This is a genomic window from Pseudomonas sp. S11P7 (genome assembly GCF_023195435.1).
GTDB classification, from domain to species: domain Bacteria; phylum Pseudomonadota; class Gammaproteobacteria; order Pseudomonadales; family Pseudomonadaceae; genus Aquipseudomonas; species Aquipseudomonas fluorescens_G.
On the sequence record NZ_JALPKS020000002.1, the window covers coordinates 776,053 to 795,109 of the forward strand.

A 19,057-nucleotide genomic window follows, 5' to 3' on the forward strand; every position below is an offset into this window, starting at 1 on the left:
ACATCTCATGTGGGAGCGAGCCTGCTCGCGAAAGCGCTCCCAACATCACCACTGCGCTTGATGTGACCCCAATTCGGCGGCGGGCAAATCCCACTGCACACCCGTCCCGCTGATCTGCACCGGCACGCGCAACCTCTGCGCCGGGCCCCACGCGGTGTGTTCAATTGCCGGAGCCTGATCCAGCGCATCTTCGGCCCGCAACGGCTCATTCGTCCCCGGCCCATGCTCGATCAACAACTTCGCCGTACGCGCCAGCGACAACCGCGCCGAACCCCCGCGTCCGTGGGCCAGTCGTTCAGTCAGCAACCTGAGCGCACTCGCGGCCATCAGATACCCGGTCGCATGGTCCAGCGCCTGCACCGGCAAGGGCGTCGGTTTATCCGCCTGCTTCCAGCGTTGCCCGGCCTCGGCGATGCCGCTGCTCATCTGCACCAGGCTGTCGAAGCCGCGCCGGTTGCGCCACGGACCGCTCCAGCCATAGGCATTCAGGCTGACGTCGATCAACCCCGGTGCCAGTTGTTGCCGACGTTCAAAGCCGAAGCCGAGAAGTTCCAGGGCATCGGCGCGATAGCCGTGCAGCAGAAGGTCGGCGTCTTTCAACAAGCTCCCGAACAGCGCGCGATCTGCTGGATCATGCAGATCCAGCCGCGCGCAGCGCTTGCCCAGGGTCATTTCCGGAACGACGCCGGGTTCGTTCCACGTTGGTGAGTCGATGCGCAACACATCCGCGCCCAGCCCGGCAAGAAAACGGCTGGCCGTGGGGCCGGCCAGCACGCGGGTCAGGTCCAGCACCTTGATCCCGGCCAGCGGTCGTGCGGCCGAGCCCTGCCAAGCCAGGGTTTTACCATCCGTCTGTTCAGAAAAATGCACCAGCGGCTCGGCATTCACCGCCAGCCCTTGCGGATGCTGCTGCCACTGCGCCCAGCTGCGCATTTCGGCGGCGCAACCGTTGGCTTCGACCACCGCTTGCTCCAGTGCCGTGCTGGTCCACTTTGCGACGTTGGCCGCCATCGCCGCACGGTCGGCGCAGGCACCGAGCACCCGCTCAGCGGCGGCGCGGTGATGCGGGGCGTTGGTGTGCAGGCGAATCCAGCCGTCTGCGGTGGCGTAGTCACCGGCGACCGCGTCCCACAGCGGCGGCACTTGCCAGCCGATTGGCCGGATCGAAGAACTGAACCAGAACGATGCCAGACGTCGATCGACGGCGACGGTCGGTAATTCACCGGTCTGCTGGCGGAGCAATTCGCTGACCGCTTGACCGGCCGCGGCGAGGCTGGCGCAGGCCAGATCGGTGACGGCAAACGCCGAGGGCAGGGCGCCACGCTCTTCGAATGCGATTGGCGTGGGTGGCAAGCCGAGCGCGGCTTGCAGGGAGGTGAGCAAGTCAGTCATCGAAAACCCTCCGGAGCGAGAGGGCGATGATAGTGCAAAAAACACCCGCAAGATCGTTCCCACGCTCTGCGTGGGAATGCCTCAAGGGACGCTCCGCGTTCCGGCTTTCGATCGGGACGCAGAGCGTCCCGGGCTGCATTCCCACGCAGAGCGTGGGAACGATCAAAGGAGGACTACACGCGGAACTGATCCATCAATTTCATCTGCTGGCTCGCCAGGCTGTTGAGCTGGCTGCTGATCGCGGCCGATTCAGTGGCTTGCCCGGTCAGGGTTTCGGTGACGGTGCGGATCGCCGAGACGTTGCGGTTGACCTCTTCGGCCACGGCGCTCTGCTGTTCGGCGGCGCTGGCGATCTGCAGGTTCATGTCGCTGATCACTGTCACCGCGTCGCTGATCTTGCCCAGCGCATCGACCGCCTGACGAATCTGCCCGGCGTTGTTGTGCGCCTGGGTCTGGCTCGAATGCATGGTCGCGACCACGCCACGGGTGCCGGTCTGGATGCGCTCGATCACCAAGCGAATTTCCTCCACCGAATCCTGAGTGCGCTTGGCGAGGTTGCGCACCTCGTCAGCGACCACGGCGAAACCACGGCCGCTCTCACCGGCGCGGGCGGCTTCGATGGCGGCGTTGAGGGCGAGCAGGTTGGTCTGCTCGGCGATGCTGCGGATCACTTCCAGCACCGAACCGATCTGCTCGCTGTTGACCGCCAGCGCTTCGACTTCAGTCACCGCTTTGCTGACTTCGTCGGCCAACTGGTTGATGTCGCGGGTGCTGCGCTCGATGATCGCCATACCGTCCTTGGCCGATTGATCGGCGCCTTTCGCAGCATTGGCGGCGTTCGAGGCGCTGTTGGCGACGTCGTGGGCGGTAGCGCTCATTTCGTTCGACGCCGTGGCGACCTGGTCGATCTCGCGGAACTGCACCTGCATGCCTTCGCTGGTCTGCCGGGCGATCTCCGAAGACTGGTCGGCGGTGCCGCGGGCTTCGGTGATGCTTTGTTTGATCTGGGCGATGGTCGGTTGCAGCTTGTCGAGGAAGCGGTTGAACCAGTTCACCAGTTCGCCCAGTTCATCTTTCTTGCTGTAGTCCAGGCGCTGGGTCAGATCGCCTTCGCCGCTGGCGATGTTCTTCAGCATTTCCGCGACGCTGTTGATCGGCCGGGTAACGCCCGAAGCGGTGAGCCAGATCAGCAGCAGACCGACTACACCGGCCACCACGGCGACCAGCAGCGCAGTGATCACGCCGGTTTCCTGAGCATCGTCGAGCACTGCTTGCAGCTTCACCGAATCGGCCAGCAGCACGTGTTTGGGCAGGTCGATGACCACACCCCAGGCGCGCGAATTGCCGATCGGGTCGACCGGATACACCGCGCGAATCAAATCACCCTGTTCGAGGATCTTCGGCGTGCCGGCGGTCAGCAGTTGCAGCACATCCTTGCTGTCGACACCGGGGGTGTCGGCGATCTTTTTGCCGACCTTGCTCGCATCGGCGCTGTCCGCCGCGAGCACGCCGCTGCCGGAGACGATGAGCATGTGCCCGGCGTTGTTGAACAGGCTGCGCTGCGACTCGACGGCGGCGGCTTGCAGGGCGTCGAGGGCAATGTCGATACCGACCACGCCGAGGGCTTTGCCGTCGACGATCAGCGGCACGGAAATGGTCGTCATGAGCATTTCCTTGTCGCCGACGGTGTCGGCGTACGGGTCGAGCAGGCAGGTGCGTTTGTTGTCGCGAGGGCAGGTGTACCAGCTGTTGTAGGGTGTGCCGCTGACGCTGAGGGTGGTTTTGGTCAGGTCTTCTTCGACCATGATCGTGTTCAGCGCAGCCCCGCCGGCGCGGCTCCAGTAAGTGGCGAAGCGCCCGGCTTCGTTGGACTGGCGCGCGGCATCGTCGACGAATTCGCTGTCCTTGCCATCCAGACCGTTGGGTTCGAAGGCCAGCCAGATGCCCAGCACCTTGTCGTTGCGCTCGAACGCGGTTTTCAGACTCTGGTTCAACTCTTCGCGCAGGGCACCAGCGTCGAGTGAACGCTTGGCAGCCATGACGCGCAGGTCCTTGATCTGGTCGGCCAGCGCAGTGATCACCAGCAGGCTTTCGCCGAAGGTTTTCTGCACACGCACCGCTTGTTCGGCGGCTTTGGCCTGCAGCAGATTCTGCACGCTGGCGGTGAGCAACTGGTTGCTGGAATTACTGACCAGTTCGTCGTTCTGATTGGTCTGGTACATGTTCATGCCGACGATCAGCGCGACCACACCGAGCAGGCACAGGCCGCTGAGCAGGACGATTTTCAGGCGAATGGAGAGTGAGTCGAACATCGGGCGTCTCGTAAATGGAAAAGAAAAGTGACTGTCGGGCAAATGAACTACCCGGTTCGCCAAATCCATTCAGCGCCATGTCTGCTCATCGGCGAGCAACGAGACGGCATGAGGCGGACGCCGACGAACGGTCAGCGCTAAACGTTTGCGCAGGAGATTGTGCCGAAAACAAGAATAATTACAGGGATGTTTCAGTGTGCAGCGGGGAGGTTTTCCGGGCGCGACCAGATCCACAGATTGCCCAGCGCCATGCCGGCGATTGCCAGATAGATCGGCCAGCCATGCTCGAGCAGCACCAGCATCAGCGTTGCGCACAGCAGCATGCTCAACGTTGCGCTGACCTTGGCCTTGCGCGCGATGATCTTGCCGTTGCGCCAGTTGCTCAGGATCGGCCCGAACAGGCGATGGTTTTCCAGCCACGCACTCAAGCGCGGCGAACTGCGCGTCGCGGCCCACGCGGCGAGCAGGATGAACTCAGTGGTCGGCAGCCCGGGCACGACAATCGCGACCAGCCCGATGCCGAGGCTGACATAGGCGAGCAGGCCGAACAGCAGGCGGGCGAGTTTTGAGGGGACGGGTGCGGGCATGGGCTCAGCGAGTGGGAGCTAAGGCGAAACGGAGATTCTACAGACTTGCAGAGATCCCTGTGGGAGCTGGCTTGCCAGCGATAACGGTGGGACAGTCGACATTGTATTGACTGATCTATCGCCATCGCTGGCAAGCCAGCTCCCACAGGGTCTTGTGTTGTATCAGTCAGGCCGGTTCGGCCTCTGTGGCGTAAGCCTGCTCCAGCAACACGGTGAAGCGATTGAACGCATCGAGCGCGCCTTGCTCGGCTTCGGCTTCTTCTTCAGCCGTAAATTGCAGTGCATCGAGCGTACGCACGAAGCTCTTCCAGCCTTCGGCACGGCCGCCTTCTGGCTCGCCGAGATGACGCGCGCCGAAGCTTTCGCTCAGCTCCAACGCCACCGCACGTTTGATCAGAAACGCCGCACCGAGCTTGGAGCCTTCAGAGACGAACAGCCAGCCCAGCGCGCGCGCCTTGCTCGGGTTGTTGACGGCACCGGCCACTGGCGCCGGGATTTCGGTGTCGAGGTCGGCCAGGTCTGCCCTGGCAGCTTCGGCGCGGCACCGGGCTGGCAGGTCAGGGATGATCGCGCTCAGTTCGGCATCGTTGTACAGCGCGACCAGTTCCGACTGGAACAGGTACTGCGCAACGACAAAACGGGCGAAGCTGGCGCGCGTCTCGAACGGTGCGTGGGCTTTCACCAACGCATCGAGCTTGCTGTGCGGCTCATGGGTGATCTGGTTCAGGCGTTGCGAACGCAGGGCTTTGTCCGAGGCAGTCATGGGGTGTCCTTGATAAATGAGGCGCTTGATAACAAGACGTACGGGCAGGCGCCGGAGCGTAAAAAAACCTCACTGCGGCGTAGCGCACACGCAGTGAGCTCGGCCGGATCAGATGTCCCAGATCAGGTTGATCGCGAAGTTGCGGCCCGGCTGGGTCAGGCGATCGAGGTTGGCCGGTTGCGTTACCGAGGCTTCACCGACGCTGTCGTAACCGCGCACGTCATCCCACAGCCAGTACTGCTTGTCGGTGAGGTTGTAGATGCCGCCGCTGACGGTGACGTCGTCGCTGACCTTGTAATAGCCGGCCAGATCGAGAATGCCGAAGCCCGGCGTCTTGAACTGGCTGCTGACGCCGTCCGGCGACTTGAAATTGCTGTCGTCGACGCGGTCCTTTTTCTTCACCACGGTCCAGCTCAGCAAGCCACCGTAATGGTCCTGGTCGTAACCGAGGCCGAACACGCCGGTCAGCGGGTTGACGCTGTTGATCGGCTCGCCGCTGTCATTGTTGCGACCGTAGGCGTAGGCGATCGAGCCTTGGGTGTACAAGCCTTGCGGCGCGCCGAACGCATCCAGATTCAAGCGGCCTTTGACTTCGGCACCCTTGATGGTGGCGCGCTTGATGTTGTTGCTCTGGAAGGTCAGTTGATCGTCGCCCGGCTTGACCGCGTCTTCGTTGATGAAATCGCGGTACTTGTTATAGAACACCGCCACGTCGAACGAGCCGTGCTCGAAATGGCCGCGCAGGCCGGTTTCGAAGCTTTTGCTTTTCTCCGGTTCAAGATCGGAGTTCGGCGCGACGGTGTACCCGGTGGTGTTGTTCTCGAAGCGCCCGTACAGCGATTTTGCCGTCGGGGTGCGGAAGCCTTCAGCGTACTGGCCGTACCAGGTGTAGTTTTCCGTCAAAGCATAGGTCAGGCCGAATTTCGGCGAGACTTTGTGCCAGGTCTTGTTCTTGTCGCTGACGGTGCCTTGGCCGTCGGCGGCCACGGTGTTGAGGAATTCCTGAGTGATGTGCGGCTTGAGCTGGGTGTAGTCGTAGCGCAGGCCCGGCAGGAAGGTCCAGTCGTGCCAGCTGATCTGGTCCTGGGCGAACAGGCTGTAGGTGTTGATGGTCGGGTCAGGGAAATCGCTGGCCTTGGCCAGCACATCCGCGGCACTGGTCGCGCCAATCGCCGTGCAACCACGGCCCACGGCCAGACAGGTGCCGTCGCCGCTGCGCGAGCCGGTGACTTTCTGCTGCTTGATCGTGGTGCCATAGGTCAGCATATGATCGGTGGCGCCGAGGGTGAAGGCCTTGTCCAGTTGCGCATCGAAGACCCACTGTTTTTCTTCGTAGATCGTGTCGCGGGTGCGCAGCACTTTGCGGGTGATCGGGTAGTAATACTCTGCGGTGCTCTGGTCAGTCTTGGCGATCTGGTAATTGAGGCTCCACTTCACATTGTCGACCAGCAGGCTGTCGAGGGCGAACGTGTGCTCGAGGCCAAAGCGCTCACGGCTGATGGTGTCGTTGCCGGTGCGCCACTGGTACATGCCGCCGGGCAGCATGCTATCGGGGATGGTCGGCGCACCGTTGAAGTAGGGGCCGCCGTAGGCGCTTTTCTGATCGGTGTCGCGTTCGTCCTTGTACTTTTCGTAGGTCAGGCCCAGACGCGAATCGTCGTTATAGTTCCAGCCGAGCTTGGCCAGCACGTTGCTCGCGCGCACGTCTTCCGGGTTGGCGGCGGTGCGCGCAAGGCCGGTGCCGTTGTTGCCGCCGTAGGATTCGGTTTCGTGGCCGTCGCGCTGGCTGTAATGCAGCAAGCCGTCGAACTCGCCGGAGCGCCCGGCGACGGTGGCGGACTTCAGCCAGCTGTCGTCGGCCGAGCTGTAACCGGTTTTCAGGCGTGCGCCCAGGTCTTTGCCGGGCTTGATGATGTCGTCGGCATCCAGCGTGTAATAGCTGACCGCGCCGCCGATGGCGTTGCTGCCGTACAGCACCGAGGCCGGGCCGCGCAGGATCTCCACGCGTTTGACGATTTCCGGGTCAACGTAGTTGCGCTGGCTCTTGGCGTACGGGCCGTTGAAGAAACCGTTGGGTATTTCCACGCCATCGACCTGGGTGAGGATGCGATCGCCGTCGATGCCACGGATGTTGTAGCCGCTGATGCCGCCACGCTGGCCGGCGCCGCCAACGGAAACGCCCGGCTCGTAGCGCACCAGTTCCTTGATGGTGTTGACGTTGTGGCGATCGAGGTCTTCGCGGGTCTGCACGGTGACGGTGGCCGGCACGCTGTTGACCGACTGCTCCTGGCGGGTGGCGCTGATGGTTACCTGATCCAGGTTCAGCGTGCCGCTGCTGTTGCGCTTCTCCAGTACGACATTGTTGTTGCTCAGTTTGCGGAAGCTCAGGTTGGTCCCCACCAACAGCCGCTCGAGGGCTTTCTCCGGCGGCAGCGAACCGCGTGCACCCGGCGATGCCACGCCCTGGCCCAGTTCTGCCGGTAGGCTGACCTGCCAGCCGGTCACGGCAGTAAACGCGTTCAACGCCGATACCAACGGTTGTTGGCCGATGGCAAATGCGTAATCGCCCATGCTGCGCGCCGGTTGCTCGGGCGCCGCCAGCAGCGGTGCGCTGCCGGCCATGAGGATGGCCGCGGTCAGTAGCGACAGTACGCGGGAAGGGGAAGCAGTCTGGCGGGTAAGGCGTGAGGACATCGATAGCGCTCCGTGTCGCACGAATCTTTATAGGTGCTGATTGGCATCACTTGATGCGAATCAATTGCATTGGCTATAACGAGACGTACTGATGCGGGCTATCGAGTAAAAATAATTCTCATTCAGTTCAGGATGACCAAGGCGGGGAATTCTTGCAGCCGCGCCGAAGTGATGTGCGCAAGCGAACGGACCACGTCGAGCGGCTGGTCGAGGCGGTAGTTGCCGGTGACGGCGACGTCGGCCAACTGCTCGTTGGTATTGATGATCCAGCCCGGATAGTAGCGGCGCAGCTCGGCCAGCACCTGATTGAGCGGGCAGTTCTCGAACACCAGGCGGCCCTGCACCCACGCCAGATCGGTATTGGCGTCAAGCTTGGCCGGGCGATCGAACCCGTTGGGGCCGATGCGGATGCTTTCGCCGGCGCTCAGGCGCACCCGCGCATCGTTATGGGTAGCGCGCAGATCGACATCGCCACGCTGCACATTGACCTGCGCGACCCCGTCGAGATAACGCACGGCAAATGCGGTGTCGCGCACGCTGGCGCGGACCGGGCCAGCGTCGATTTCCAGCGCCTGACCGCGGCCACTGGCAACCTCGAAAAACGCCTCGCCCTGAAACAGCCGGGCCACACGTTGCTGATCGTTGATCGTGCTGGAGAACGCCGAATTGGTGTTGAGCAGGACTTTCGAGCCGTCCTCCAGTTGCAGGCGCTGGCGTTCACCCACCACGGTCAGATGATCGGCCTGCAGGCGCATCGGCAGGTTGCTGAAACTGAACAGCCCGAGGATCAGCACCGCCGCCGTGGCCAGCGGTTTCCAGTGCGGGCGCACGCGTTGCAGGAAGGTGACTTTCGCCGGTTTCGCCGCCAGGGCTTGCGCGCACAACGCCACTTGCGGACCGTCCCAGATCGCCTGGGCCTTGGCGAACGCCTCGGCATTCAACGGATCGGCCGCCAGCCAGGCGTGGAACTGCCGGGTCTGTTCCTCGTCCGGGCTGCCGAGCACGATGAGCCAGTCCAGTGCCTGGTCCATTGCGTTGGCAGCATCCTGCGCCGAATCCGGCGAAGGCGAGCGGTGGGTGTCCGTCACGGTGTTTCCTCAGGCTTCTGGCGAAGCAGGGCTTCTGGTGAAGCAGTTTCTAGCTTCAAGCGACAAGCTGCAAGCCAAAGCCGGATGCGTTGTTGCTGTTCGTTTTTACTTGCCGCTTGAAGCTTATAGCTTGCCGCTGCCGTCGAGGCGCTCAGCAACGCCGATGCAGATCGACATGATCAGTTTCAGTTCTTTTTGTACGGTGCTGAGGGAGACGTTCAGCTCGTCAGCTATTTCCTGATAGCTGTTCCCGTGCAAACGGCTGAGGATGAAAATCCGCTGCTGGCGCGGGCTGAGTTGACCGAGGCTCACGTTCAGGCGCTCCAGCATCTGTTCGGCGTGGGCAGCGTCTTCGGCGCTGCTGGCGGGGGCGGCGACGCTGTGCACAATGTCCGGCGGCACGTCATCGATCATGGTTCGCGCGTGGATCTTGCGCGCACGCAGATGATCCAGCGCCAGATTGCGCGCGGTCTGAAATACAAACGGTTCGAGGTGATCGATGGCCCGCTCGCTCAAGGCGCGAGTGACGCGCAGGTAGGTTTCCTGCAGCAGGTCTTCAGCGGTGCTGTGATTGTTGACCATGCGCTCCAGCGTGCGCAGCAGAGACGTGCGCTGGGCAAGGAAGACATGATTGAAGCGCGATTGACTCACGGGAGGACCTGATCCATTTCAAGCGAATGATAATGCTTATCATCTGGCTGAATGGTCAAGCAATGATTTCAAATGCCTCACAAGACCCCTGTAGGAGTGAGCCTGCTCGCGATTGCGGTATCACATTCACCCTTTTGGTTGGCTGACAGATAGCTATCGCGAGCAGGCTCACTCCTACAGAAGCGTCGCCGCTTACTCGGCGTTACACAACGCCAGGCAGTTATCCAGCATGCGGTTGGAGAAGCCCCATTCGTTGTCATACCAGGCCAGCACCTTCAGCAGTTTGCCGCTGGATTTGGTGTGGTTGGCGTCGAAGATCGACGACAGCGGGTTGTGGTTGAAGTCGCTGGAAACCAGTGGCAGCGTGTTGTAACCAAGGATCTTCGAATGCTGGCTCGCGGCTTTGAGCAGGGCGTTGACTTCGTCGGCGCTGGCTTCTTTCTTCAACTGCACGGTCAGGTCCACCAGCGACACGTTGATCACCGGCACACGCACGGCCATGCCGGTCAGTTTGCCGGCCAGTTCCGGCAGCACCAGGCCTACCGCTTCGGCGGCGCCGGTCTTGCTCGGGATCATGTTCTGCGTGGCCGAACGCGCGCGGTACGGGTCGGTGTGATAGACGTCGGTGAGGTTCTGGTCGTTGGTGTAGGCGTGGATGGTGGTCATCAGACCGCTTTCGATGCCCAGTTCGCGGTGCAGCACCTGCGCGACCGGCGCCAGGCAGTTGGTGGTGCACGACGCGTTGGAAATGATCTGGTGCGACTGGCGCAGAATGTCGTGGTTGACGCCGTAGACCACGGTGGCGTCGGCGCCTTTGGCCGGGGCCGAAATAATCACTTTGCGTGCGCCAGCGCTAATATGCGCGGCGGCTTTGGCGCGGTCGGTAAACAGACCGGTGCATTCGAACACCACATCGATCTTTTCCGCCGCCCATGGCAGTTCGGCCGGATTGCGAATGGCGCTGACTGCGATGCGGTCGCCGTTGACCGTCAGACTCTCGTTATCGTGCGCCACTTCGGCGTCGAAGGTGCCGTGAACGGTGTCGTATTTGAGCAGATGGGCATTGATCGAACTGTCGCCCAGATCGTTGATGGCGACGATCTGCAGATCCTGTCGATAGCCTTGGGTATACAGTGCGCGCAGGACATTACGGCCGATGCGGCCAAAACCATTGATTGCGATTCGAAGAGTCATTGAACAGCGCCGCCGTCGTTTTGTTGTTGGAATTACAAGATTATTCGCATAAAAATAGAAAACAAGCCTTTTTAGTGGCAATATTTTGTTTTATCTACAACGAGTGACCTGAATCAACTGGTCCGAATGGTCAAAAAAGCCGTCTGTCATTCCACCGACACCGGCCTTTGATCAGCATAGACAATCAGGTCGCCACATCTGTTAGCCTGGAGTTCTACACATGCATCCCCGCGTTCTTGAGGTCACCGAACGGCTTATCGCCCGCAGCCGCGCCACGCGTCAGGCTTACCTTGCATTGATTCGCGGCGCCGCCACGGACGGGCCGATGCGCGGCAAGCTGCAATGTGCCAACTTCGCCCACGGCGTGGCCGGTTGCGGCAGCGAAGACAAGCACAGCCTGCGGATGATGAACTCGGCGAACATCGCCATTGTGTCTTCGTATAACGACATGCTTTCGGCGCACCAGCCGTACGAAGTGTTCCCCCAGCAAATCAAGAATGCCCTGCGCGAAATCGGCTCGGTCGGCCAGTTCGCTGGCGGCACCCCGGCGATGTGCGACGGCGTGACCCAGGGCGAGCCGGGCATGGAACTGAGCCTGCCGAGCCGCGAAGTGATTGCCATGTCTACCGCCGTGGCGCTGTCGCACAATATGTTCGACGGTGCGCTGATGCTCGGCATCTGCGACAAGATCGTGCCGGGGCTGATGATGGGCTCGCTGCGCTTCGGTCATCTGCCGACGATTTTCGTCCCGGGCGGGCCGATGGTCTCGGGGATTTCCAACAAGGAAAAAGCCGACGTACGGCAGAAGTACGCCGAAGGCAAGGCGACCCGCGAAGAGCTGCTGGAATCGGAGATGAAGTCCTACCACAGCCCGGGCACCTGCACGTTTTACGGCACCGCTAACACCAACCAGCTGCTGATGGAAGTCATGGGCCTGCACTTGCCGGGCGCGTCTTTCGTCAACCCGAACACGCCGCTGCGTGACGCGCTGACCCGCGAAGCCGCGCATCAGGTCACGCGCCTGACCAAGCAGAACGGCAACTTCATGCCGATTGGTGAAATCGTCGACGAGAAGGCGCTGGTCAACTCGATCGTTGCCCTGCACGCCACCGGCGGCTCGACCAACCACACTTTGCACATGCCGGCGATCGCCATGGCCGCGGGCATTCAGCTGACCTGGCAGGACATGGCCGACCTCTCCGAAGTCGTGCCGACCCTGAGTCACGTCTACCCCAACGGCAAAGCCGACATCAACCACTTCCAGGCAGCGGGCGGCATGTCGTTCCTGATCCGCGAACTGCTCGGCGCCGGCCTGCTGCACGAAGACGTCAACACCGTGCTCGGCCACGGTTTGAGCCAATACACCAAAGAACCGTTCCTCGATAACGGCGAGCTGGTCTGGCGCGAAGGCCCGGTCGACAGCCTCGACGAAAACATTCTGCGCCCGGTCGCCCGTGCGTTCTCGGCGGAGGGCGGTTTGCGCGTGATGGAGGGCAACCTCGGTCGCGGCGTGATGAAGGTCTCGGCGGTGGCGCTGGAAAACCAGATCGTCGAAGCGCCGGCGATGGTGTTCCAGGATCAGCAGGATCTGGCCGATGCGTTCAAGGCCGGTCTGCTGGAGAAGGATTTTGTCGCGGTGATGCGCTTCCAGGGCCCGCGCTCCAACGGCATGCCCGAGCTGCACAAGATGACGCCGTTCCTCGGCGTACTGCAGGATCGCGGCTTCAAAGTGGCATTGGTGACCGACGGGCGCATGTCCGGCGCCTCGGGGAAAATCCCGGCGGCGATTCACGTCAGCCCCGAGGCTTATGTCGGTGGTGCTTTGGCGCGGGTGCAAGAGGGCGATATCATCCGCGTCGATGGCGTCAAAGGCACCTTGGAACTGAAGGTCGACGCCGACGAATTTGCCGCACGCGAACCTGCCAAAGGCCTGTTGGGCAACAACATCGGCAGCGGTCGCGAACTGTTCGGCTTCATGCGCATGGCCTTCAGCTCGGCGGAGCAGGGCGCCAGCGCCTTCACTTCTGCCCTGGAGACGCTTAATTGAAACTGGCTTTGGTCGGTGACATCGGAGGCACCAACGCACGTTTTGCGTTGTGGCAAAACCAGCAACTGCAATCGGTTCAGGTGCTGGCCACGGCCGACTTCGCCAGCCCGGAAGAGGCGATCAGCCTGTATCTGAGCGGGCTCGGTCTGGCGCCGGGGGCGATCGGCTCGGTGTGCCTGTCGGTCGCCGGCCCGGTCAGCGGCGATGAATTCAAGTTCACCAACAATCACTGGCGCCTGAGTCGCAGCGCGTTCTGCAAGACCTTGCAGGTCGAGCAGTTGTTGCTGACCAACGATTTTTCGGCGATGGCGCTGGGCATGACCCGCTTGCAGCCGGGCGAGTTCCGGGTGATCTGCGAAGGCACGCCGGAGCCGTTGCGGCCGGCAGTGGTGATCGGCCCGGGCACCGGGCTGGGCGTCGGCACCCTGCTGGACCTCGGCGAAGGCCGCTTCGCGGCATTGCCGGGCGAGGGCGGTCACGTCGACCTGCCGCTGAGCAGCCCGCGCGAAACCCAACTGTGGCAGCACATCTACAACGAGATCGGCCATGTCAGCGCCGAGACCGCATTGAGCGGCGGCGGCTTGCCGCGACTGTACCGGGCGATCTGCGCAGTCGACGGGCATGAACCGACCCTCGACACGCCGGAAGCGATTACCGCGGCCGGTCTGGCGGGCGATCCGATTGCCCTCGAAGTGCTCGAGCAGTTCTGCTGCTGGCTCGGCCGCGTGGCCGGCAACAACGTGCTGACCACTGGCGCGCGCGGTGGGGTGTATATCGTTGGCGGGGTGATTCCACGCTTTGCCGATTTCTTCGCCAGCAGCGGTTTCGCCCGCAGCTTCGCCGACAAGGGCTGCATGAGCGATTACTTCAAAGGCATCCCGGTGTGGCTGGTGACGGCGCCGTACTCCGGTCTGGTCGGCGCCGGCGTGGCCCTGGATCAAGCCCTCCCCGTTAAGTGATCGTTCCCACGCTCCGCGTGGGAATGCCTCAAGGGACGCTCCGCGTCCAGTGACGCGGAGCGTCACGGGCTGCATTCCCACGCAGAGCGTGGGAACGATCAGCAACAGACAACAAATTTCCAAAGTTCATCAGGCATAATCCGCCCCAATTCCAACAACAAGGATGCCTTCGAAGTGAGCTCAGTCAACAAGTCGATATTGTTGGTCGATGACGATCAGGAAATACGCGAGTTGCTGGAAACCTACCTGACCCGCGCCGGGTTTCAGGTACGCGCCACCGCCGACGGGGCCAGTTTCCGTCAGGCGCTCAACGAGGCGCCGAGCGATCTGGTGATTCTCGACGTCATGCTGCCCGACGAAGACGGCTTCAGCCTGTGCCGTTGGGTGCGCCAGCATCCACGTCAGGCGCAGGTGCCGATCATCATGCTGACCGCCAGTTCCGACGAAGCCGACCGCGTGATCGGTCTGGAACTCGGCGCCGACGATTACCTCGGCAAACCGTTCAGCCCGCGCGAACTGCAAGCGCGGATCAAGGCCCTGCTGCGCCGCGCGCAATTCGCCCACGAACGCAGCGGCAGTGAAGTGCTGGCTTTTGATGAGTGGCGGCTGGACATGGTCAGTCATCGGCTGTTTCACACCGATGGCGAAGAGGTGATTCTCTCTGGTGCCGATTTCGCGCTGCTGAAACTGTTTCTCGATCACCCACAGGAAATCCTCGACCGCGACACCATCGGCAACGCCACCCGTGGCCGCGACCTGATGCCGCTCGACCGGATCGTCGACATGGCCGTCAGCCGCTTGCGCCAGCGTCTGCGCGACACCGAAAAACCGCCGCGACTGATCCGCACCGTGCGCGGCAGCGGCTACCAACTGGCAGCCAACGTGGTTGCCGGCAATGCTCACTGAGTCGCTGCGCAAACTCGCCGCAAAAGTCCCGGTGCCGCGTTCGTTGCTCGGACGCATGCTGCTGTTGACCCTGCTCGCGGTGCTGTTTGCGCAGACCCTGTCGAGCGTGATCTGGGTCTCGCAGCTACGCGCGACGCAGCTCGAAGGGCTGGTCACCAGCGCCCGCAGCCTGGCCCATTCGATGACCGCCAGCGTCAGCTACTTTCGCTCGCTGCCAGTGGCCTACCGGCCGCTGGTTCTCGACCAGTTGCGCAGCATGGGCGGTACGCGTTTCGTCGTGACCCTGAATGACAAACCGCTGGGCATGGACGTGCTGCCGGTCACGCCGCGCAAAGCGGCGGTGATGCAAGCGGTGGATGAAGTGCTGCGCCAGACCCTGGGCCATGACACCGATATTTCGGTGACCTTCGTCAGCCCTGAGGACCTGCGCATCTTCAATGCCGGTTTGAAGCTCGATGAGCTGCCGCGCTCGTGGGCGCATTACGCGCTGACGCTGGAGCCGGTCAATCCACCGGTGCTGGTCACGCAGATTCAAATGGCCCCGGGCGAATGGTTGTACATCGCCTCATTGCTACCCGAGCCCTACACCAGTCTCGAAGAACAAGGCCTGCCGTCGCAGCAGGTGTGGTTCATCGTCCTCACCAGCGGTTTTCTGCTGCTGTTCATTGGTCTTTTGGTGCACTGGCAGAGCCGCCCGCTCAAGCGTCTGGCGCGCTCGGCGCGGGATTTGTCGCTGGGCGCCGACGTCGAGCCGGTCGCCGAGGGCGGCGGCAGCGAAGTGGTCGAAGTGGGCCGCGCATTCAACACCATGCGCGAGCGCATCAGCCGTTACCTGACCGAGCGCAGCCAGTTGTTCAGCGCGATTTCCCATGACCTGCGCACGCCGATCACGCGTTTGCGCTTGCGCGTCGAACTGCTCGAAGACGAACAGTTGCAAGCCAAGTTCGGCCGTGATCTGGACGAGCTGGAGCTGTTGGTCAAAGGCGCGCTGCAATGCGTCAAGGACACCGACATCCACGAGAACATCGAACCGGTGGATCTCAATCATGTGCTCGATTGCCTGGTCGAGCCGTACCTGGCACCGAACGGCAACGGCCGCGTGACCCAACACGGCCGCGCACTGACGGCGTATCCGGGCAAGCCGCTGGCGTTGAAACGCTGCATCGGCAACCTGATCGACAACGCGCTCAAGTACGGGCAGAACGCGCATCTGCACATTGATGACGATGAAAGTGCGTTTGTGCTGCACGTCGACGATGAAGGCCCGGGCGTGCCGGAGCAGCGCCTGGAGCAGGTGTTCGAACCGCATTTCCGCCTGGCCGGGCAGCAGCAGGGGTATGGGCTGGGGCTGGGGATTGCGCGCAATATTGCCCACAGCCATGGCGGGGAAGTGACGTTGCAGAATCTGCGTGAAGGGGGGTTGCGGGTGACGTTGCAGTTGCCGCGTTCGGCAGATTGAGTCAAAGCTTTCCCTCACCCTAGCCCTCTCCCGGAGGGAGAGGGAACCGATTGGGGATGCTGCTGAGTTGCGCTGACCTGCAAATGCGTTGGTGAATCCATAATCGACTCGGTATTTCAGGTCGGCGGAAAGCTCATTACAACTCGGTCGGCCCCCTCTCCCTCTGGGAGAGGGCTGGGGTGAGGGTGCTTTTTGCTGCGTCTTGTCACAAGTCAGTGACAAACCCCGTCCCCTTCGTTACAAGCCCACCCCGGCCCGTTGTTTAGACTGCCCGCAGTCCTAACAACAAAAAAGGGTCACTCCATGGACACCTTTCACCCAGGCTTGAGCAGTTGGCTGAACGCGCCTGCCCACCAGCAATGGCTCGCCGCCGAAGGCCTGCGCCTGCTGGATTTCGCCAAGGCAGCACGACTTCCCCAAGGTTTCGGCAACCTCGACGAGCGCGGCCGGTTACCGGCGAACGCGCAAGCCGAAACCATGAACACCGCACGCATGACCCACAGCTTCGCCATGGCGCATATCCAGGGCCTGCCGGGGTTTGCCGACCTGATCGACCACGGCATCGCCGCGTTGCGCGGGCCGTTGCGCGATGCGCTGCACGGCGGCTGGTTCGCAGTCGCCGAGCACCGCGACGACAACACCGGCAAGAATGCCTACCTGCATGCCTTTGTCGCGTTGGCCGCCAGTTCCGCCGTGGTTGCACAACGCCCCGGCGCCCAGGCTTTACTGGATGATGCGATCGATATCATCGACACCTATTTCTGGAGCGAAGAAGAGGGCGCCATGCGCGAATTCTTCAATCGCGACTGGAGCGAAGAAGAAGCCTATCGCGGCGCCAACAGCAACATGCACGCCACCGAAGCGTTTCTCGCGCTGGCTGATGTCACCGAAGACCCGCGCTGGCTGGTGCGCGCCCAGCGCATTGTCGAGCGAGTGATTCACGGCCACGCTGCGGCCAACGATTACATGGTCATCGAACACTTCGATCGCGACTGGCAGCCGCTGCGTAACTACAACCAAGACAATCCCGCCGACGGCTTCCGCCCTTACGGCACCACGCCGGGCCACGGCTTCGAGTGGGCGCGGCTGTTGCTGCACCTCGAAGCGGCGCGGGTCCAGGCCGGCATGCTGACGCCGGGCTGGCTCGCCACTGACGCGCAAAAACTCTTCGACAACAACTGCCACCACGGCTGGAACGTCGACGGCGCGCCGGGCATCGTGTACACCCTCGATTGGGACAACAAAGCGGTGGTTCGCCATCGTTTGCACTGGACCCACGCCGAAGCCAGCGCCGCCGCGAGTGCCTTGCTCAAGCGCACCGGCGAGGCGCAATACGAGACCTGGTACCGACTGTTCTGGGAATTCTGCGAACTGCATTTCATCGATCGCTGCAACGGCAGCTGGCATCACGAACTCAATCCGCTAAACCAGCCAAGTGCCGATATCTGGCCGGGCAAACCCGATCTGTATCACGCCTGGCAGGCTGTTTTGATTCCGCGATTGCCGCTGGCACCGAGCATGGCCACCGCTTTGGCGCGGTTATCCTGCGGCAGTCCTGTGTAACCATATCGTGACATTTACGCGTCCCTTCGTTACCTGCGAAGGGAAACGCTCTGTTTAAACTCCGTGCAGCGCAAGCACCAGACTTGCAATGCATAACAACAAGAAAGGTACATCTCGAATGAATGCGATTTCTCGCCTCGCTACTGTCATTTCTGTCGCCTCCCTGTTCCCGCTCGCAATCCTGCCGCTCAGTGTTTCCGCTGCCGAATCCAAAGGTTCGGTCGAAGTCGTGCACTGGTGGACCTCCGGTGGCGAAAAAGCCGCTGTCGATGTGCTCAAGGCTCAAGTCGAAAAAGACGGTTTCACCTGGAAGGACGGCGCTGTCGCCGGCGGTGGCGGTGCGACTGCCATGACCGTGCTGAAAAGCCGCGCCGTTGCCGGCAACCCGCCGGGTGTTGCCCAGATCAAAGGCCCGGACATCCAGGAATGGGCGTCAACCGGCCTGCTCGACACCGACGTTTTGAAAGACGTCGCCAAGTCGGAAAAGTGGGACAGCCTGCTCGACAAGAAAGTCTCCGATACCGTCAAGTACGACGGTGATTACGTGGCCGTGCCGGTGAACATTCACCGCGTGAACTGGTTGTGGATCAACCCGGAAGTCTTCAAGAAAGCCGGGATCACCAAGAACCCGACCACCCTCGAAGAGTTCTACGCTGCCGGCGACAAGCTGAAAGCCGCAGGCTTCATCCCGCTTGCCCACGGTGGTCAGCCTTGGCAGGACAGCACCGTGTTCGAAGCGGTGGTGCTCTCGGTCATGGGTGTGGATGGTTACAAGAAAGCCCTGGTCGACCTCGACAACAAAGCGCTGACCGGCCCGGAAATGGTCAAGGCGCTCACCGAGCTGAAGAAAGTCGCGACCTACATGGACGCTGACGGCAAAGGTCAGGACTGGAACCTCGAAGCGGCCAAGGTCATCAACGGCAAGGCCGGCATGCAGATCATGGGTGACTGGGCCAAGTCCGAATGGACCGCAGCCAAGAAAGTCGCCGGCAAGGACTACGAGTGCGTAGCGTTCCCGGGCACCGACAAAGCGTTCACCTACAACATCGACTCGCTGGCCGTGTTCAAGCAGAAGGACGCGGGTACTGCGGCCGGTCAGCAGGACATCGCCAAAGTCGTGCTGGGTGAAAACTTCCAGAAAGTCTTCAGCATCAACAAAGGTTCGATCCCGGTACGCAACGACATGTTGAACAACATGGACAAGCTCGGCTTCGACTCCTGCGCACAGACCGCTGCCAAGGATTTCCTCGCGGACGCCAAGTCCGGCGGCCTGCAACCGAGCATGGCGCACAACATGGCGACCACGCTGGCGGTGCAGGGCGCGTTCTTTGACGTAGTCACCAACTACATCAACGACCCGAAAGCCGACCCGGCCGATGCGGCGAAGAAACTCGGCGCGGCGGTTCAGTCAGCCAAATAAGCGCCTTGACGGCGAGCTGCAA

The 19,057-nt window shown here is 62.1% G+C and carries 14 protein-coding genes and 1 pseudogene; 6 read left to right on the top strand and 9 right to left on the bottom strand.

Features of this window, described 5'->3' with window-relative positions:
- Positions 1 to 45 precede the first annotated feature (45 nt).
- The 9 genes and pseudogenes from M0746_RS03570 to gap form a co-directional block, all read right to left on the bottom strand.
- Entirely contained in the window at positions 46 to 1,392 is a 1,347-nt protein-coding gene (locus M0746_RS03570; protein WP_258448219.1) for a CoA transferase, read from the bottom strand.
- A 173-nt stretch (positions 1,393 to 1,565) separates the two neighbouring features.
- On the bottom strand, positions 1,566 to 2,321 hold the full coding sequence (locus M0746_RS29370; protein WP_394598371.1) for a methyl-accepting chemotaxis protein: 756 nt from the start codon (positions 2,319 to 2,321) through the stop codon (positions 1,566 to 1,568).
- A 102-nt stretch (positions 2,322 to 2,423) separates the two neighbouring features.
- Positions 2,424 to 3,773, bottom strand: a pseudogene (locus M0746_RS29375) (PDC sensor domain-containing protein); the annotation flags it as partial.
- Positions 3,774 to 3,895: 122 nt separating this feature from the next.
- Entirely contained in the window at positions 3,896 to 4,291 is a 396-nt protein-coding gene (locus M0746_RS03580; RefSeq protein WP_208940055.1) for a YbaN family protein, read from the bottom strand.
- Between the two features lie 166 nt (positions 4,292 to 4,457).
- Positions 4,458 to 5,054 (bottom strand): biliverdin-producing heme oxygenase, encoded by a 597-nt coding sequence (locus M0746_RS03585; RefSeq protein WP_258448221.1) that lies wholly within the window; start codon positions 5,052 to 5,054, stop codon positions 4,458 to 4,460.
- 108 nt (positions 5,055 to 5,162) lie between these two features.
- The gene (locus tag M0746_RS03590; RefSeq protein ID WP_258448222.1) at positions 5,163 to 7,748 is read right to left on the bottom strand and encodes a TonB-dependent receptor; all 2,586 of its coding nucleotides are present in this window, start codon (positions 7,746 to 7,748) and stop codon (positions 5,163 to 5,165) included.
- Positions 7,749 to 7,870: 122 nt separating this feature from the next.
- Positions 7,871 to 8,836 carry a FecR family protein gene (locus M0746_RS03595; RefSeq protein ID WP_258448223.1) on the bottom strand — a complete coding sequence of 322 codons (966 nt, stop codon included), beginning with the start codon at positions 8,834 to 8,836 and terminating at the stop codon, positions 7,871 to 7,873.
- Between the two features lie 123 nt (positions 8,837 to 8,959).
- Positions 8,960 to 9,487 carry an RNA polymerase sigma factor gene (locus M0746_RS03600; RefSeq protein WP_208940059.1) on the bottom strand — a complete coding sequence of 176 codons (528 nt, stop codon included), beginning with the start codon at positions 9,485 to 9,487 and terminating at the stop codon, positions 8,960 to 8,962.
- 192 nt (positions 9,488 to 9,679) lie between these two features.
- Positions 9,680 to 10,681 (bottom strand): type I glyceraldehyde-3-phosphate dehydrogenase, encoded by a 1,002-nt coding sequence (gene gap / locus M0746_RS03605; RefSeq protein WP_203419217.1) that lies wholly within the window; start codon positions 10,679 to 10,681, stop codon positions 9,680 to 9,682.
- A 220-nt stretch (positions 10,682 to 10,901) separates the two neighbouring features.
- Here gap and edd point away from each other — a divergent pair, with 220 nt between their 5' ends.
- From edd to M0746_RS03635, 6 genes are all read left to right on the top strand, one after another.
- Entirely contained in the window at positions 10,902 to 12,728 is a 1,827-nt protein-coding gene (gene edd / locus M0746_RS03610; RefSeq protein WP_258448224.1) for a phosphogluconate dehydratase, read from the top strand.
- Positions 12,725 to 13,687 carry a glucokinase gene (locus M0746_RS03615; RefSeq protein WP_258448225.1) on the top strand — a complete coding sequence of 321 codons (963 nt, stop codon included), beginning with the start codon at positions 12,725 to 12,727 and terminating at the stop codon, positions 13,685 to 13,687. The genes edd and M0746_RS03615 overlap by 4 nt, the downstream gene beginning before the upstream one ends.
- Positions 13,688 to 13,861: 174 nt before the next feature.
- A complete protein-coding gene (locus tag M0746_RS03620) occupies positions 13,862 to 14,593 on the top strand; it encodes a response regulator (RefSeq protein ID WP_090285558.1) in 732 nt (243 codons plus the stop codon).
- Positions 14,583 to 16,052, top strand: coding sequence for an ATP-binding protein (locus M0746_RS03625; protein ID WP_208940061.1), 1,470 nt, complete (start codon positions 14,583 to 14,585; stop codon positions 16,050 to 16,052). Before M0746_RS03620 ends, M0746_RS03625 begins: the two co-directional genes overlap by 11 nt.
- 303 nt (positions 16,053 to 16,355) lie before the next feature.
- Complete coding sequence (locus M0746_RS03630) at positions 16,356 to 17,615, top strand: D-mannose isomerase (RefSeq protein WP_258448226.1); 1,260 nt, start codon at positions 16,356 to 16,358, stop codon at positions 17,613 to 17,615.
- A 118-nt stretch (positions 17,616 to 17,733) separates the two neighbouring features.
- On the top strand, positions 17,734 to 19,035 hold the full coding sequence (locus tag M0746_RS03635) for an ABC transporter substrate-binding protein (protein WP_090285552.1): 1,302 nt from the start codon (positions 17,734 to 17,736) through the stop codon (positions 19,033 to 19,035).
- The last annotated feature ends 22 nt before the right edge of the window (positions 19,036 to 19,057 follow it).

Bases quoted from the DNA above. Each gene is read 5' to 3' on its own strand.
- M0746_RS03585 (WP_258448221.1), bottom strand. From the start codon at position 5,054: ATGACTGCCTCGGACAAAGCCCTGCGTTCGCAACGCCTGAACCAGATC.
- M0746_RS03630 (WP_258448226.1), top strand. From the start codon at position 16,356: ATGGACACCTTTCACCCAGGCTTGAGCAGTTGGCTGAACGCGCCTGCC.
- M0746_RS29370 (WP_394598371.1), bottom strand. From the start codon at position 2,321: ATGCAGGTGCAGTTCCGCGAGATCGACCAGGTCGCCACGGCGTCGAAC.
- M0746_RS03580 (WP_208940055.1), bottom strand. From the start codon at position 4,291: ATGCCCGCACCCGTCCCCTCAAAACTCGCCCGCCTGCTGTTCGGCCTG.
- gap (WP_203419217.1), bottom strand. From the start codon at position 10,681: ATGACTCTTCGAATCGCAATCAATGGTTTTGGCCGCATCGGCCGTAAT.
- M0746_RS03635 (WP_090285552.1), top strand. From the start codon at position 17,734: ATGAATGCGATTTCTCGCCTCGCTACTGTCATTTCTGTCGCCTCCCTG.
- M0746_RS03590 (WP_258448222.1), bottom strand. From the start codon at position 7,748: ATGTCCTCACGCCTTACCCGCCAGACTGCTTCCCCTTCCCGCGTACTG.
- edd (WP_258448224.1), top strand. From the start codon at position 10,902: ATGCATCCCCGCGTTCTTGAGGTCACCGAACGGCTTATCGCCCGCAGC.
- M0746_RS03570 (WP_258448219.1), bottom strand. From the start codon at position 1,392: ATGACTGACTTGCTCACCTCCCTGCAAGCCGCGCTCGGCTTGCCACCC.
- M0746_RS03625 (WP_208940061.1), top strand. From the start codon at position 14,583: ATGCTCACTGAGTCGCTGCGCAAACTCGCCGCAAAAGTCCCGGTGCCG.